Below are 15,287 nucleotides of genomic sequence, written 5' to 3' on the forward strand. Positions count from 1 at the left end.
GGCGTGGCGAAAGCGACGTCGTCGTGCTTCAGGCCTTGATGAAACGGTCGATGCGGCGGTGGCGGAACAGCCACCGCCCGTCCACCTTCGCGACTTCGTCGTAATAGCCGCCGCCCGATCCGATCTTCGGGCCCAGCGGCCCGTTCTCGAACAGCAGCCAGTTGGAACGGACGGTCGCCGCGTCGTCCCCCTTCTTGTCGATCACGATGTTGGTGGTCAGGTGGACCCGCCGCGGCCGGTCCGGCTGCGTGATGGATTGCGCCTGCGCGACGATGCCGTCCCGCCCCTTGCCGGTGCCGAACGCGGTTTCCCAGACGCCATCCTCGGTGAACAGGGCGGCCATGTCGTCGAACCGCTCTTCATCGAGCGCGAAGCAGTAGCGGGCGAGCAGTTCCCGGATCTCGTTCTTGGCGGACATCGTCTCCCTCCTTGCCGCTGGCCGGCGTTCGGAGCGACTATAGCGGCGGCAGACGCAATGGCACAGGAGTCGGCTGGCGATGGATGTGATCGGGACCGAGCATCTCGTTCGTGACGAGGCGGCGCTGGACGCTCTTTACGGGGAGCGCAACCCGGCCGCGCTCGCCAAGGAGATCGACTATATCCACCCGCATTACCGGGCGATGATCGAGGCGAGCCCGTTCATGGTGCTGGCGACCGTCGGCCCCGAGGGCCTGGACTGCTCACCGCGGGGCGATCCGGTGGGCAGCTTCATCCAGGTGCCCGACGAGAAGACCGTGCTGATCCCCGACCGGCGCGGCAACAACCGGATCGACAGCCTGCGCAACATCGTGCGCGACGACCGGGTGGCGCTGCTGTTCCTGATCCCCGGCGTGGGTGAGACGCTGCGGATCAACGGCCGCGCGGTCATCTCGACGGCGCCATCGCTGACCGGGCGGTTTCCGATCAACGGCACGCTGCCCCGCAGCGTGATCGTGGTGACGGCCGAGAGCGTCTACTTCCAATGCCCGAAGGCCCTGGTCCGGTCCGACCTGTGGAATCCGGCCAAGCAGATCAACCGCCGGTCGCTGCCGAGCACCGGGACGATGCTGGCGGCGATCACGCGGGGATCGCTGGATGGGGAGGCATACGACAAGGCGTATCCCGAGCGGCTGAAGGCGACGATTTACTGATCGACCGGAAAGGCCGTTACTCGGGCAAGGGTGCGTCAGGCGCGTCGTCGCCCGCACCCTCTTTCGTTCCCTCTTCCGACCCTTCCTCGCTCGCTTCCCCGCTCGCTTCCCCGGCCCCTTCATCAGCCTCCGGCGGCGGTTTCGCCCCCTTGGGGCCCCCGCCCAGCCAGCCGGCCAACCGCTCCGCCCGCTGCAGCGCCGTGTCCAGCGCGGCCATCGTGCCGGACAGGTCTTCGGACGCGTCCCGTTCCCAAGCGCGCAAGGTCCACAGCCACACCCCGACACAGCCTTTCACGGTCAGGTCGCCGCGCGGGCCGGCCAGCGCGATCCCGGCCGCTTCCAGCATCCAGCGCATGCTGCGTTCCGTCGCGCAGGCCAGCATCAGGGCCAGCGGCGGGTCGAACGGCAGCGTCCGCATCACCGCGATCACGCCGTCGCGATGCGCCTGGAACGCGTCGAAGCGACGCATCAGCAGGTCGAACAGCCGATCGCGCACAGGCCCTTCGGCCGGGGCGTCCGTCAGCGCCGCCTGGTCCGCCAGCGCACCGAAGCGCAGCAGGATCATGTGGCGCCCCGGAAAGCGCGCCCGTGCTTCGTTCAGCGGCAGGCCGGCCGCGCGGGCGGCTGCAGCGACGCTGATCCGCCGCCAGCCGTCCTCGGCGGCGAGGCGAAGCGCGGCGGCTATCAGGGCGGAGTCGAAATCCGATTCGGTCATGGGACAGAGATAGGATGCACAACTTCCCGTTCAGCCGGCAAGTTCGCGTGAACGGCGCGTGGCCGCGGCGATCGCCTCGGAGACCGTCAGCGGCCAGGCATCGGATTTCATCATCACCGACAGCGCTGCCGCAGTGGTGCCGCCGGGGCTGGTGACGGCCTTGCGCAGGGCGGCGGCGTCCTCGGCGCTGGCGGCGAGCAAGGCGCCGGAACCCGCGACCGTCTGGCGCGCCAGCAGCCTGGCGAGCGCGGGCGGCAGGCCTTGTTCGAGTGCGGCCTGCTCCATGAGTTCGGCCAGCAGGAACACATAGGCGGGACCACTGCCCGAGACGGCGGTGACCGGGTCCAGGAACGCCTCGTCCTCCACCCAGGCGACGGTGCCGATCGCGTGCAGCAGACGGTCGCACAAGGCACGCTGCGGGGTGCCGACCCCTTGGCCGGGGCAGGCCACGGTTACGCCCTGGCGAATCGCCGCGGGTGTGTTGGGCATCGCCCGCACGATCGCCGCGTCCGGCCCCAGCAGCCGGGCGATGCCGCCGATGGTGCGGCCGGCCATGATCGACAGGAACACCGAACCGCCGGTGAAGCGCGCGTAAGCCGGCAGCGTCTCGGCGGCGTTCTGCGGCTTGACCGCCAGGACGACGGCGGCGGGCACGAAATCCGGCGCAATGGCTTCAGGCCCGGCGACGACGGCCAGGTCCGGCCCGGCGAAGGCGGCGGCCGCGGGCGACGGATCGACGGCGACCGAGGGCGCCAGGCCTTGCTCCCGCCAGCCGGCCAGCATCGCGCTGCCCATCCGGCCGCAGCCGATCAGCAGGATCGGCGGGATATGGCCGGCCGTGGTCGTCGCTTCGGTCATGGAGGTTCCCCCGGAGATTGTCACGATGTTTCCCGGGCGGAGAGAAGCATGAACCGGCAGGCTGGCAAAGCTCTGCCGGCGGCCTCAATGACCTCCCTGAAGGAACAGGAACCGCCGCGCCAGGGCGCCATAGAGCGGCCTGCGGCAGATCAGGCGCGAAAAGCCGAAGGACAGGAACGCCGTCGCCATCAGCGCGATGATCAGGTTCTGGTTGGCGGTCATCTCCATCACGATCACCGTCGCGGTGATCGGCGCTTGCACCACGCCCGAGAAATACGCGGTCATTCCCAGCAGGATCATGGCCCCGACCGGCGCATTCGGCACCAGCGGCGACAGGATCGATCCGATCCCCGCGCCGATCGCCAGGGACGGCGCGAAAATACCGCCCGGGATGCCACTGACATAGGACACGACGGTCGCCGCCAGCTTCAGGAATGCGAACATCGGCGACAAGTTCGAATGTTCCTCGACCAGGCCCCGCGCTTGTTCGTATCCCGTCCCGTAGGTCTGCCCATTGGACAGGTATCCCAGGATCGCCAGCGTCAGGCCGCACAGCGCCGCGAAGGCCACCGGATGGTTCATGATCAGCCGGCCGCATCGTCCCGGCAGGCCGCGTGCCGCCAGCACCAGCGACCAACTGAACACCCCGCCCGCCAGGCCCCCCACCGCGCTGCACAGCAGCACCGCCGCGATCCCCGGCTGGTTCGACAGCGTCGCCGCGGTCTGGCCGAAATAGGTGTAGTTGCCGACCAGCCCCAGCGTGGTCGCGCCGGCGATCACCACCGCCGTGAAGACCGTGCCGGAGGTGCGTGCCTCGAAGGAGTGGCTGAGTTCCTCGATCGCGAACACCACTCCGGCCAGCGGAGTGTTGAACGCCGCGGCGATGCCGGCCGCGCCACCAGCGAGGATCAGCGCACGCTGCAGCTCCAGCCGTGGCAGGCGCTGCAGCTTTCCCAGCGCATGCATGATGGAGGCGCCGACCTGCACCGTCGGCCCTTCGCGTCCGATCGACGCGCCGACGCACAGGCCCAGCAGCGTCAGTACGATCTTGCCGACGGCGATACGGGGGGACAGGACGCGGTTGACCACAGCCTGGTCATGCATGTGCAGCGCGGCGATGGTCTGCGGGATGCCGCTGCCTTGGGCGCCGGGAAAGACGTGCTGGGTCAGCAGGAACGACACGGTCAGCCCGGCGGGGCAGAGCAGGAACGGCAGCCAGGGCCGACCGTCGATCACGTGCAGGAACAGGCTCGTGGCCATATCCGCCGCGTGGGCGAAGACGATCGCGACGGTCGAGACCACGATCGCCCCCAGCCAGAAGATCAACCGCCTGACCCACAGGCGGGGAGAGATCAGCGGCAGGCGGCCCAACCGCTTGAAGCGTCTTTCCGGCAGGCTTTGCATCTCTGTCCTTACTGGTTGCTCCGCTTGAACGGCCCCGGCTCCGGCCGGATGTCAAGGGGCAACGCGAGCAGGCGTCCGCCGCGCGGTTATGTCTGGTATCAGGCCGGCGGCGGCCGGCCTGGCATCAATGCGCCAGGACCGCGGTTTCGTCCGTCGGCTCGCGCGCCGAGGTCGTGCGGAGCGGCAGGTCGCGCATCCCCAGGGCAATGAACACCGCGGCGGCCATCACGACGGCGCAGGCCAGGAACGCGACGTGGAACGCATCCGCCAGCGCGATATGGACCTTGGGGATCATCGCCGCCGGGATATCGGCCAAGGCGCCGGCATGCTGGCGCACCTCGCCCAGGTCGATATGCGCGGTGATGCCGATCGCCGTCAGGTGCGCGGCGAAGCCGCCGGCCAGCAGCGCGCCGACCATCGTGCTGCCGAACGCGCCGCCCATGGAGCGCAGGAACAACAGGCAGCCCGTCGCCGCGCCGATGTCCCGCTGTTCGGCCGCGTTCTGCACCGTGACCAGGGCGCTGGGCATCACCAGCCCCAGCGCGGTGCCGAGGAGGAGCTGGTAGACCACGAGGAGGAACCGGGGCGTATCGGCGGTCACCAGCGCAAGCAGCCCGAAGCCGGCCATGCAGCCCACCAGTCCGACGACCAGGATCGCCTTCATCTTCCCATGCCGCCGCGCCAGCCGGCCGGCGATGACCGCACCCACGCAGTTGGCGCCCAGGAACGGCGCCAGCAGCGCGCCCGACATCGCGGCATCGGCGCCGTTCACCAGTTGGAAGTAGAGCGGCAGCAGGAAACTGCCGCCGAACAGCGCCAGCGCGCCGCAGAACGCGATCGCCACGCCGCGCACGAAGACCGAGTTCGCGAACAGCCGCGGCGGCAGCAGCGGGTCGGAGAACCGCCGCTCCTGCACCGTCAGCAGCGCCAGCAGCACGACGCCGGCGGCGCCGAGGGCGAAGATCGGCGGCGATGTCCAGGGCATCTCGACGCCGCCCCAGCTCAGGACCAGCAGCAGGGCGCTGACCGCCGTGGTCAGCAGGAACGCGCCCACCCAGTCGATCCGGCCCTTCGTGGCCTTCGGCTGCAACAGCCGCAGCGCCCGGTCGCACAGCACCATCGCCGCCAGCGCGATCGGCAGGTTGATCCAAAAAATCCAGCGCCAGGACAGCGTGTCGGTCACCCAGCCGCCGATCACCGGGCCGGCGACCGACGCCAGGCCCCAGGTCGAGGCCATGTAGCCCTGGTAGCGTCCCCGCTCCCGCGGGCTGACCACATCGGCGATCGCCGCTTGCGCCATCGCCATCAGCCCCGCTCCGCCGATCCCCTGCAGCGCCCGGGCGATCACGAGTTGGGTGAGGCTGTGGGCCATGGCGCACAGCCCGGACGTCACCGCGAAGACCGCCAGCGCCACCAGCAGCAGCTTCCGCCGCCCATAGATGTCGGACAGTTTGCCATACACCGGCGTCGCGGCGGTGGAGGTCAGCAGATAGGCGGACACGATCCAGGCCAGATGGCTGAACCCGTTCAGGTCGGCGGCGATCGCCGGCACGGCGGGGATCACCACGGTCTGGTCGATCGCGGCAAGAAAGATGCACAGCAGGATGCCGCTGAGGACCTGGAGGATCTGCTGATGGGAAAACTGGGGCACTTCGTCCTGGGTCTGCATGTCGGCCCCTTGGTCCTCTGGCGCGGCAACGGAAGCCGCCGCGCCTGTCATGGCGCCGGCGGCGGAGAGGATTTACCGCAATGCAGCATCGGCAGCCACGCGACAACCTCAACCCTGCTGCGCGAAAAGGCAGAATCACCAGGGCTTGAGGGGAGTTTTGGGGATTCGGTGGAGGATCTGCTGAAAGTCTAGGCAACGCAGTGGCGCCCCAAGGGTCCCGTGCGCCCAGGGTCCCGTGCGCCCAGGGTCCCGTGCGCCCAGGGTCTTGTGTGTCCGGGGTCTCGCGCCCCGGAAGGGTCTCGCCTCGGGCGGCTTCAGGCCAGCCAGTGTTCCTCGACCACGAACCGCGCCACCGACGGGTCGCCGGGCGCCGCGCGTGTCTCCAGGTCCACCAGGCTGTCGAACCAGGTCTGCGCCATGTGCCCGACCTCGACCGCGAGATGGGGGATGACGCTGTTCGGGGCTCGGCCCTGCTCCCGCACGCCATACCGCACGGGTCGTCCCGCCCCTTCGCCGGTTCCCGGCGGCCAGATCTCGATCAGGCTGAACCGGCCGGGCCCGGTCCGCAACTCGCCCACGGCGTCGGCGATGACGCGCGAGACCGCCCCGACGAACAGCCGGGAGTCGATGTTGCAGGCGGCCATCTCCGGGGACCGATGCGCCGCCATCCGGTCCGCGTCGTCATCGAAGAACAGGATCGGGAACCCGTCGATCCGCATGGCGCGAGCGGCATCATTGGTCGCGGACGATTCGACCACATGGCACTGCACGTAGCGCCGCAGCCGAGGGAACGCGCACACCAGCGGCCCGTGGACGTCCAGCCAATGCCGCCGGAACCGTCCCAGTTCGGCGCCGTCCTGCCGGCGCATGAGGCTGATGGCCGCGATCATGGCGTGCGACCGCCAGGGATCATGTCACCGCCAGGGATCATGTTACCGCCAGGGATCATGTTACCGCCAGGGATCATGTCGGGGATTACGTCCGGCATCATGTCCCGTTTCCTTCTCCCGCTAGTCGGCTGCCCGGCCCCTGTTCGTTGCCGCCATGCTACCCTGCGACCGCCGCCGCCTCCAAGAACCGAGGCGGGGTTTGCACGGAGTTGGTGGATGATCCTGTCAGGCCTGTCGGATGTCGACCCAATCATCGCCGCCGGCGTGGCCGCCGCGACGGCGGCCACGGATGCGGTGTACGTGATGTTCTCCTCGGCCATCGCGGCCCGGAGACGCGTGCCGGCGGCGACCTGGAGCAGTCTGTGGTACCTGCTCTCGTCGTTCGCGGTGATCAATTACACCCAGAACTGGGTCTACGTGCTGTTCGCCGCCGCCGGGTCCTGGATCGGCGCCTATCTGTCGATGACCTGGCTGCGGCGCGGGGCCTGATCACGCATCGGCCTCGATCGTCGCGGTGCCCTCCGCCGCCGGGCCGCCTTGCGCCGCGGTGCCGTCGGGGGCCGCCGGGTGACGCGCCGTCAGCCGCCGCCACAATGAGGCCAGGAGGCCCCCCGCCCCCGCCGGCATCAGGAACATGGTGGCGATCAGGATCACGCCGTAGACCGCGCCCGGCGCCGCCTTGGAGACCGCGTCGGCCAGGTTCGGCACGAACTCGATGAAGGCCGCGCCGATCAGCGTGCCGCCGATCGAAGACACGCCCCCCACCACCAGCCCGACGAAGAAGAAGATCGAGACGAAGACGCTGAAGCTGTCCGGCGCCACGAACTGCACCGCGATCGCCCCCAGCGAGCCCGCCAGGCCGGTGAACAGGGCGCTGACCGCGAAGGTGCCGGTCTTGATCAAGGCGGTGTTGATGCCCATCGCCTCCGCGGCCAGCGCGTGGTCGCGGATCGCCTTCATCGCGCGCCCGATCCGCCCGCGCACCAGGTTCCAGGCGATGACGTACATCACCGCCATGACGGCGAAGGTGAACAGATAGAGATACTGGTCGGACGACAAGGGCAGACCGAACGGCGCGTCCGGCTTGTCGATCACCAGTCCCTGGACTCCGCCGGTCCATGCGTCGACCGCCTTGTATTTCAGCAGTTGCGGGATCGCGACCGCAAGCGCGAACGTGGTCAACGCGAGATAGAGACCCCCCAGCCGCAGCGCCGGCAGGCCGACCAGGAACCCGACCACGCCACAGACCGCGGCCGAGGCCGGCAGCGTCGCCCAGTACGGGACGTCCCAGGTCGTCATCAGGATCGCGGTGGTATAGGCGCCGATCGCGTAGAACGCGCCGTGTCCCAAGGAGATCTGGCCGTTGAAGCCCGTCAGCAGCGAAAGCCCCAGGATCGCGATGGCGTAGACCGCGACCATGGTCAACTGGAACAGGTGATAGCTGGAGAATGTCGCCGCCGGCCAGATCGCCGCGACCAGCACCACGACGGCGATCAGCCAGGTTCCACGCTTCATGCTCATACCCGACTGAAGACGCGCCGGCCCATCAGGCCGGTGGGTTTGACGGTCAGCACCGCGACGATGATCACCAGCGCCAGGGTCAGTTTCAGCTCCGTCCCGACCAGGTAGGCGCCGCCGAGGTTCTCGATGATGCCCACCATGAACCCGCCCAGCACGGCGCCCAGCGGGTTGTCGATGCCGCCCAGCAGCGCGCCGGCGAAGGCGTAGAGCAGGATGCCCGACATCATGTTGGGATCGAGGAAGACGATCGGCGCCACCATGCAGCCCGCGACTGCCCCGATCGCCGCCGCCAGGCCCCAGCCCAGCGCCAGCATCCAGCCGACCCGCACCCCGACCAGCCGTGACGACGCCGGGTTATAGGCCGCCGCGCGCATCGCCAGGCCCAGCCTGGTGTGGCGGAAGAACGCGTAGACGCAGGCCAGCACGATCAACGTGACGGCGGTCGAGCCAAGCTCGTGTCCCGACAGGTAACCGCCCAGCATCGGCCGGTCCGGGAACGGCGTCGGGAACTGCTTGATCGTGTAGTCGAAGAGCCAGCCGCTCAGGCTGTTGATGACCAGCAGCAGCCCGACGAACACGCCCACCGAGGACAGCACCGGCGCGTTCGCCAAAGGTCGCATCAGGATCCGCTCGATCGCCACGCCGATAACGAAGGAAACGATAATGGCCAGGAAGAACGCCACCCAATAGGGCAGCCCGGCATTGATCATCATCAGCGTGATATAGGTCGAGAACGTCGCCATCTCCCCTTGGGCGAAATTCACGTGGTGGGTGGCCTGGTAGATCATGACCAGCGCCAGCGCGACCGAGGCATAGATGCCCCCGGTGGCGATGCCCGACATGACCTGGTGGATGACGCCGGCGAACATCCCCTGTCCCCTTAGTATCCGAGATACGAGCGGCGGACGCCCTCGTCCTTGATGATGTCGCCCGACGGACCGGACAGGACGATGCGGCCGGTTTCCAGCACGAAGGCGTCGTCGGCGAAGTCGAGCGCCAGGGTGGCGTTCTGCTCGACCAGCAGGATGCTGACGCCGGCATCCTCGCGGATACGGCGCAGGATGCGGAAGATCTCCTGCACGATCAGCGGCGCGAGACCGAACGACGGCTCATCCAGCAACAGAAGTTTCGGCCGCAACAACAGGGCTCGGGCGATCGCCAGCATCTGCTGCTCGCCGCCCGACAGGGTGCCGGCCTGCTGGCGGAAGCGCTCCTTCAGGCGTGGAAAGTAGTCGAACATGTGCTCGAAGTCTTCGGTCACCCGCCGCGCCGGGCGCGTGTAGGCACCGAGCTTCATGTTTTCCTCGACGGTGAGTTCCATGAAGGTGCCGCGGCCTTCCGGCACTTGCGCGACCCCGAGGCGGACGATGTCCTCGGTCTGCAGGCCGTCGATGCGCCGCCCGCCCAGGGCGATCTCCCCCTGGGTGCGGACGGTGCCGCAGATCGCGCGCAATGTCGTGGTCTTGCCGGCACCGTTGGCGCCCAGCAGCGCCGTCACCCCGCCTTCCCGGACCGAGAAGCCGATGCCGTGAAGAACCCTGGTCTCCCCATACGCGGCATGGAGGCCTTTGGCCTCGAGCAGCGCGGTCAAGCCCGACCCGCCAGAATCCGAGCTTTGCCGCGCCTCATGCGTTTCCTATCCCTGTATGTCTCGTTGCCCACGATGTTTCGTTGTCCATCCGGCCGGAGCCAGATAAGGTCGAGACTGACGAACCCACTCCGTCAAGTCAATGCCACAATTCGGCCTTTTTGCCGACGGGTCGGAGTGGCCAAAAAGACATGCATGGTGGTCCCGGCATGTCCGAACTGTAACCGGAAGGGCCGGCTTTCGTGATCCGGGAAGCGTGGTCCCGATCCGGCAACACGGTTATAAAGCCGCCGCCGCGTCCGTCGCGGCATGACCGGGAGTATGCGATGCAGGCACGGCATCCTCCAGCGACGCCACGCAACCGGTTCCGGACGATGGTCCGGGCGTTCCGCCCGCATCGGGCCGGCCTGTCCCGGTCGGCCCTGCGCCGGACTGCCGCGTTGGTCTGGCTTCTTCCCCTGCTGGGCCTGGCCGGGTGCAAGAATTCGGTCCTTGACCCGGTCGGGCCGATCGGGACGGGCGACGCCACGATCCTGATGGACTCCGTCGCCATCATGCTGTGCATCGTGGTCCCGGTGTTCATTGCCACCGCCGGGTTCGCCTTCTGGTTCCGCGCCGGCAACACGCGGGCGCGGTATCGGCCGAACTTCATCCATTCGGGCACGATCGAGCTGGTGGTCTGGGCCATCCCGCTGCTGGTGATCCTGCTGCTGGGCGGGGTCACCTGGATCGGGTCGCACGAGTTGGACCCGGCGAAGCCGCTGCCGCCGATCACCAAGCCGCTGCGCGTGCAAGTCGTCTCGCTCGACTGGAAATGGCTGTTCATCTACCCCGACCTGAAGCTGGCCAGCGTGAACGAGCTCACGATCCCGGCCGGGACGCCGATCGACTTCACCCTGACTTCGGCCAGCGTGATGAACGCGTTCTTCATCCCCCGGCTGGGCAGCATGATCTACACGATGAACGGGATGACGGTCCGCCTGAACCTGCAGGCCGACACCGCCGGGACCTATCTGGGTGAATCGAGCCACTACAGCGGCGACGGTTTTTCCGGCATGCGGTTCGACGTCCACGCCCTGCCGGCGGAGCAATTCGACACCTGGGTCGAGGCGACGCGCCAGAAAGGGCCGGTACTGGACGAGGCGGCGTACAAGGCGCTGGAAAGGCAAAGCCTGAACGTCACACCGTTCACCTATCGCAACGCCGACCCGACACTGTTCGCACGCATCGTGGCCCAGCTCATCCCGCCGGCTGAGGGGCCGCCGGCGGACACTCCGCATCGCGATGTCTCACCCAAGTCGATCCCCTAAGCCGGAGACCATGCATGCTGGGTAAGCTTACCTGGTCGGCCATTCCCTTCGATCAGCCGATCCCCCTGGCCGCCGGCGCCGCCGTCGGCGTCATCCTGGTGCTGATCCTGGCCTGGGTGGTGATCCGAGGCCACCTTCCCTATCTGTGGCATGAGTGGATCACCAGCGTCGACCACAAGCGCATCGGCGTGATGTACACGCTGCTGGCGATGGTGATGCTGCTGCGCGGCTTCGCCGATGCGCTGATGATGCGCTCGCAGCAGGCGCTGGCATTCCGCGCTCCTGGATACCTGCCGCCCGAACATTACGACCAGATCTTCTCGGCGCATGGCACCCTGATGATCTTCTTCGTGGCGATGCCGTTCGTCATCGGGCTGATGAACTTCGTCGTGCCGCTGCAGCTTGGCGTGCGCGACGTGGCGTTCCCCACGCTGAATTCCGTCGGTTTCTGGCTGACCGCCACCGGTGCGCTGCTGGTCAACATCTCCCTGGTGGTCGGGGAATTCGCGCGCACCGGCTGGCTGCCCTACCCGCCTTTGTCCGAACTGACCTACTCGCCGGGCGTCGGCGTCGACTATTACCTGTGGTCGCTGGAGATATCGGGCGTCGGGACCCTGGTGGCGGGCGTCAACCTGGTGACGACGATCCTGAAGATGCACGCGCCGGGCATGACCTACATGCGGATGCCGATGTTCTGCTGGACGGCGCTGGCGTCGAACCTGCTGATCGTCGCCGCGTTTCCGATCCTGACCGCGACGCTCGCCGAATTGCTGCTGGACCGCTACCTGGGGTTTCATTTCTTTACCAATACGGATGGCGGGAACGTGATGATGTTCATGAACCTGATCTGGGCCTGGGGACATCCCGAGGTCTACATCCTGGTGCTGCCCGCGTTCGGCATCTTCTCCGAGGTGGTCTCGACCTTTTCCGGCAAGCCGATCTTCGGCTACCGGTCCATGGTGATGGCGACGATGGCGATCTGCCTGCTGTCGTTCATGGTCTGGCTGCACCATTTCTTCACCATGGGGGCCGGCGGCGACGTCAACGCGATCTTCGGCATCAGCACGATGATCATCGCGGTGCCGACCGGCGTGAAGATATTCAACTGGCTGTTCACCATGTATGGCGGGCGCATCCGCTTCACCACGCCGATGATGTGGTCGATCGCGTTCCTGTTCACCTTCGTCGTCGGCGGCATGACGGGCGTGCTGCTGGCGGTGCCGCCGGCCGATTTCCTGCTGCACAACAGCCTGTTCCTGGTGGCGCATTTCCACAACGTCATCATCAGCGGCGTGCTGTTCGGCGCGTTCGCCGGCTATATCTTCTGGTTTCCCAAGGCCTTCGGCTTCCGGCTGCACGAAGGCTGGGGCAAGGCCGCGTTCTGGCTCTGGCTGGTCGGCTACATCCTGGCCTGGGGCCCCGGCTATGTGCTGGGGCTGGAGGGCATGACGCGGCGCATGCAGCACTACGATGTGCCCGAGTGGCGGCCGTGGCTGCTGGTGATGGCCGCCGGTGCACTGATCATCCTGGCCGGCATCGTCTGCCAGATCATCCAGATCGTCGTCAGCATCCGCCAGCGCGAGTCGTTGCGCGACGTGACCGGGGACATCTGGAACGCCCGCTCCCTGGAATGGGCGACGCCGTCCCCGCCGCCTGCCTTCAACTTTCCGGTCCTGCCGAACGTCGAGGGCGAGGACGCCTATTGGACGATCAAGCAACGGGCGATCAGCAACATGGAACTCAGCGAGGAACCCGAATACACCGAGATCGAAATGCCGCGGAACAGTCCGACCGGTTTCGTTTGCGCCTTCTTCGCCACCATCATCGGCTTCGCCATGATCTGGCATATCTGGTGGATGGCCGCCCTGGGGGTTTTCGGCGCGTTCGTGACGTTCGTCGCCTTCGCCTGGCGCGACTTCCAGGAATACGCCATCCCCGCCGAGGAGGTGGCGAAGATCTGGCGGGCCAACCGTGCCGCCCGCAAACAAGCGCTTGAACGGATGGCGGTGGCGGAATGAGCGGCTCGATCGCCGAAGGGCACCCCTCCGGAGGACATGGCGGGGCGCACGGCTCCCACCACGCCCTCGTGCCGGCTTCGCACGGCGCGCACGACCTGGCCGCGAAGCGGATCATCACGGGCTATGGCTTCTGGATCTTCCTGCTCAGCGACATCGTCATGTTCTCGGCGTTCTTCGCGAGCTTCTCGGTCCTGCGCGACGCGACCGCCGGCGGACCCAGCGGCGCGGAGATCTTCGACCTGACCAACACGGCGTGGGAGACCGCGCTCCTGCTGCTGTCCAGCTTCACCTGCGGCGTCGCCTTCATCGGCGCGCAGTTGAAGCGCGACAGTTGGTACTACGGCGCGATGGCGGTGACGTTCCTGCTGGGCGTCGGGTTCCTGGTGCTGGAGAGCCTGGAGTTCGCCGACATGGTCTCGCACGGCTACGGGCCGGGGCGCAGCGCCTTCCTGTCGTCGTTCTTCACCCTTGTCGGCTGCCACGGCATCCATGTGACGCTTGGCCTGCTGTGGCTGCTGACGATGATGGCGCAGGTCTACGCCAAGGGCTATCGCCCGGACATCATGCGCCGCCTGCTGTGTTTCAGCCTGTTCTGGCACGCGCTCGACATCATCTGGGTGGCGCTTTTCACCATCGTCTACCTCATCGGGGTGGCCACATGAGCGAAGATCAGATCAAGGACGCCTTGGACATCGCGCCGGGCGACTCGCCCCCGGACGAGGCGCACACGGTCGAAAGCCTGAGCCTTTACGCGATCGGCCTGGGGCTGGCGGTGCTGCTGACGGTGGTGGCGTTCGTGCTGGCGCAGACCCACCTGGTCTGGGGACCCAGCATCCCGGTCGCGCTCAGTGTGCTGGCGGTCGGGCAGATGGGCGTGCACCTGACCTTCTTCCTGCACCTGACCTCCGGCCCGGACAACGTCAACAACGTCATGGCGCTGGCCTTCGGCGTGGTGATCGTCTTCCTGCTGATCGTGGGATCGCTGTTCATCATGAGCCACCTGAACCACAACATGATGCCGATGGCGACGATGCTGCAGATGCAGCAGTAGCTACCGCGCCCGCCAGACCAGCGTGGCCGAGACGGCGTAGTTCCAGACCACCCCGATGATCGCGCCGATCGCACCGGCCATGGTCCAGGTGGCGTCGCGCTCGTAGAGCACCTGCGCGATGCCGATATTGGCGATCGCGCCGAAGCCGCAGACGATCATGAACAGCAGCAGCCCCCGCCACAGGCGGGGCCCTCTCAGGCGCTGGTCGCGATAGGTGATGTTGTTGTTGAGCGCGAAGTTGAACACCATCGCCACCAGCGTGGCGAACGCCTGCTCGACCTCGAACCGGAAGCCCGTGACCTGATGCAGCCCGGTCAGCACCGTCAGGTGGACCAGGACGCCCAGCACGCCGACCAGCGCGAAGGAGACGAAGCGCAACGGCAGGTAGCCCGCGAACACCTTGTCCAGCAGCAGCCCCGCGAACTGCATCAGCACCAGCATGTCGAGCTTGCTCTCCCCCGCCACCCGCTCGCGGAACCGCGCGGGGATCTCCAGGACCCGCAGGGGGGCCGGGCTGCTGAGGACGAGGTCGAGCAGAATCTTGAACCCCTGGCCGTTGAGGTTGCGGGCCAGGTCCTCGAACAGCGGGCGCGGCAGCATGAAGAAGCCGCTCATCGGGTCCGTCAGCTTGACCGGCAGGATCGTATGCACGAGCGCGATGCCGCCGTCCGACAGGAGATGCCGCCAGCGGCCTGCCAGCCCCGCATTGTCGCCGCCGGCGACATGGCGGCTGGCGACGGCCAGGTCATAGGCGCCGCTGCGCAGCGCCTCCAGCATCACGGGCAGCCGGGTTTCGTCGTGCTGCAGGTCGCCGTCGATCACCGCGACATAGTCGGCCGAGGAGGACAGCGCGCCCTCGATCACCGCCGAGGCCAGGCCGCGACGGCCGACGCGACGGATGCAGCGCACGCGCGGGTCGGTGCGGGCGATGCGCCGGACCTCCTCCGCGGTGCCGTCCGGGCTGTTGTCGTCGACATAGATCACTTCCCAGGCGATGCCGGCCAGGGCGGCATCGAGCCTGGCGATCATCGGGACGACGTTGGGACGTTCGTTGAAGCAGGGAACGACGACACTCAGGACCGGCAGGCGGGGGCGCGGCGCATCCGGCGGGGCCGTCAGGCGGTCGGGTTCGG

Annotated in this window: 16 protein-coding genes; 6 read left to right on the forward strand and 10 right to left on the reverse strand. The window is 67.6% G+C overall.

Annotated features, from left to right (window positions below; genetic code table 11):
- Positions 1-28: 28 nt before the first annotated feature.
- Complete coding sequence (locus VHB27_RS10960; RefSeq protein WP_325600222.1) at positions 29-418, reverse strand: nuclear transport factor 2 family protein; 390 nt, start codon at positions 416-418, stop codon at positions 29-31.
- Positions 419-497: 79 nt separating this feature from the next.
- On the opposite strand from VHB27_RS10960, the gene VHB27_RS10965 reads away from it, so the two are divergent.
- Positions 498-1,130 (forward strand): pyridoxamine 5'-phosphate oxidase family protein, encoded by a 633-nt coding sequence (locus tag VHB27_RS10965; RefSeq protein WP_325600224.1) that lies wholly within the window; start codon positions 498-500, stop codon positions 1,128-1,130.
- 16 nt (positions 1,131-1,146) lie between these two features.
- Here VHB27_RS10965 and VHB27_RS10970 read toward each other — a convergent pair whose 3' ends face one another.
- The 5 genes from VHB27_RS10970 to VHB27_RS10990 form a co-directional block, all read right to left on the reverse strand.
- Complete coding sequence (locus tag VHB27_RS10970; protein WP_325600226.1) at positions 1,147-1,845, reverse strand: TetR family transcriptional regulator; 699 nt, start codon at positions 1,843-1,845, stop codon at positions 1,147-1,149.
- Between the two features lie 30 nt (positions 1,846-1,875).
- On the reverse strand, positions 1,876-2,703 hold the full coding sequence (gene proC / locus VHB27_RS10975; protein ID WP_325600228.1) for a pyrroline-5-carboxylate reductase: 828 nt from the start codon (positions 2,701-2,703) through the stop codon (positions 1,876-1,878).
- An 84-nt stretch (positions 2,704-2,787) separates the two neighbouring features.
- Positions 2,788-4,107, reverse strand: a complete 1,320-nt coding sequence (locus VHB27_RS10980) for a chloride channel protein (protein WP_325600230.1) — start codon at positions 4,105-4,107, stop codon at positions 2,788-2,790.
- A 124-nt stretch (positions 4,108-4,231) separates the two neighbouring features.
- The gene (locus VHB27_RS10985) at positions 4,232-5,776 is read right to left on the reverse strand and encodes an MDR family MFS transporter (protein WP_325600232.1); all 1,545 of its coding nucleotides are present in this window, start codon (positions 5,774-5,776) and stop codon (positions 4,232-4,234) included.
- Positions 5,777-6,090: 314 nt separating this feature from the next.
- On the reverse strand, positions 6,091-6,666 hold the full coding sequence (locus VHB27_RS10990) for an EthD family reductase (RefSeq protein ID WP_325600234.1): 576 nt from the start codon (positions 6,664-6,666) through the stop codon (positions 6,091-6,093).
- A gap of 216 nt (positions 6,667-6,882) precedes the next feature.
- Here VHB27_RS10990 and VHB27_RS10995 point away from each other — a divergent pair, with 216 nt between their 5' ends.
- Positions 6,883-7,155: a hypothetical protein gene (locus VHB27_RS10995; protein WP_325600236.1), complete on the forward strand. Its 273-nt coding sequence runs from the start codon at positions 6,883-6,885 to the stop codon at positions 7,153-7,155.
- Here VHB27_RS10995 and VHB27_RS11000 read toward each other — a convergent pair whose 3' ends face one another.
- From VHB27_RS11000 to VHB27_RS11010, 3 genes are read right to left on the reverse strand one after another with little or no spacing between them, the layout of a single operon-like run.
- Complete coding sequence (locus VHB27_RS11000; protein WP_325600238.1) at positions 7,156-8,181, reverse strand: branched-chain amino acid ABC transporter permease; 1,026 nt, start codon at positions 8,179-8,181, stop codon at positions 7,156-7,158.
- A 2-nt stretch (positions 8,182-8,183) separates the two neighbouring features.
- Positions 8,184-9,056 (reverse strand): branched-chain amino acid ABC transporter permease, encoded by an 873-nt coding sequence (locus tag VHB27_RS11005; protein WP_325600240.1) that lies wholly within the window; start codon positions 9,054-9,056, stop codon positions 8,184-8,186.
- A gap of 11 nt (positions 9,057-9,067) precedes the next feature.
- Positions 9,068-9,778 carry an ABC transporter ATP-binding protein gene (locus tag VHB27_RS11010; RefSeq protein WP_325600242.1) on the reverse strand — a complete coding sequence of 237 codons (711 nt, stop codon included), beginning with the start codon at positions 9,776-9,778 and terminating at the stop codon, positions 9,068-9,070.
- Between the two features lie 323 nt (positions 9,779-10,101).
- Between VHB27_RS11010 and cyoA the strand changes: the two genes are divergently transcribed.
- The 4 genes from cyoA to cyoD are packed head-to-tail and all read left to right on the forward strand — an operon-like array spanning position 10,102 to position 14,154.
- Entirely contained in the window at positions 10,102-11,085 is a 984-nt protein-coding gene (cyoA, locus tag VHB27_RS11015) for a ubiquinol oxidase subunit II (protein WP_325600244.1), read from the forward strand.
- A gap of 14 nt (positions 11,086-11,099) precedes the next feature.
- Positions 11,100-13,103, forward strand: a complete 2,004-nt coding sequence (gene cyoB, locus VHB27_RS11020; RefSeq protein ID WP_325600246.1) for a cytochrome o ubiquinol oxidase subunit I — start codon at positions 11,100-11,102, stop codon at positions 13,101-13,103.
- Positions 13,100-13,765: a cytochrome (ubi)quinol oxidase subunit III gene (locus tag VHB27_RS11025; protein WP_325600250.1), complete on the forward strand. Its 666-nt coding sequence runs from the start codon at positions 13,100-13,102 to the stop codon at positions 13,763-13,765. Before cyoB ends, VHB27_RS11025 begins: the two co-directional genes overlap by 4 nt.
- Entirely contained in the window at positions 13,762-14,154 is a 393-nt protein-coding gene (gene cyoD, locus VHB27_RS11030; protein ID WP_325600252.1) for a cytochrome o ubiquinol oxidase subunit IV, read from the forward strand. Before VHB27_RS11025 ends, cyoD begins: the two co-directional genes overlap by 4 nt.
- On the opposite strand, the gene VHB27_RS11035 is transcribed toward cyoD, so the two are convergent.
- Positions 14,155-15,183, reverse strand: coding sequence for a glycosyltransferase (locus VHB27_RS11035; protein ID WP_408903990.1), 1,029 nt, complete (start codon positions 15,181-15,183; stop codon positions 14,155-14,157).
- Between the last annotated feature and the right edge of the window lie 104 nt (positions 15,184-15,287).

The sequence above is a fragment of the Rhodopila sp. genome (genome assembly GCF_035548235.1).
In the GTDB taxonomy this organism is placed as follows: Bacteria; Pseudomonadota; Alphaproteobacteria; order Acetobacterales; family Acetobacteraceae; genus Rhodopila.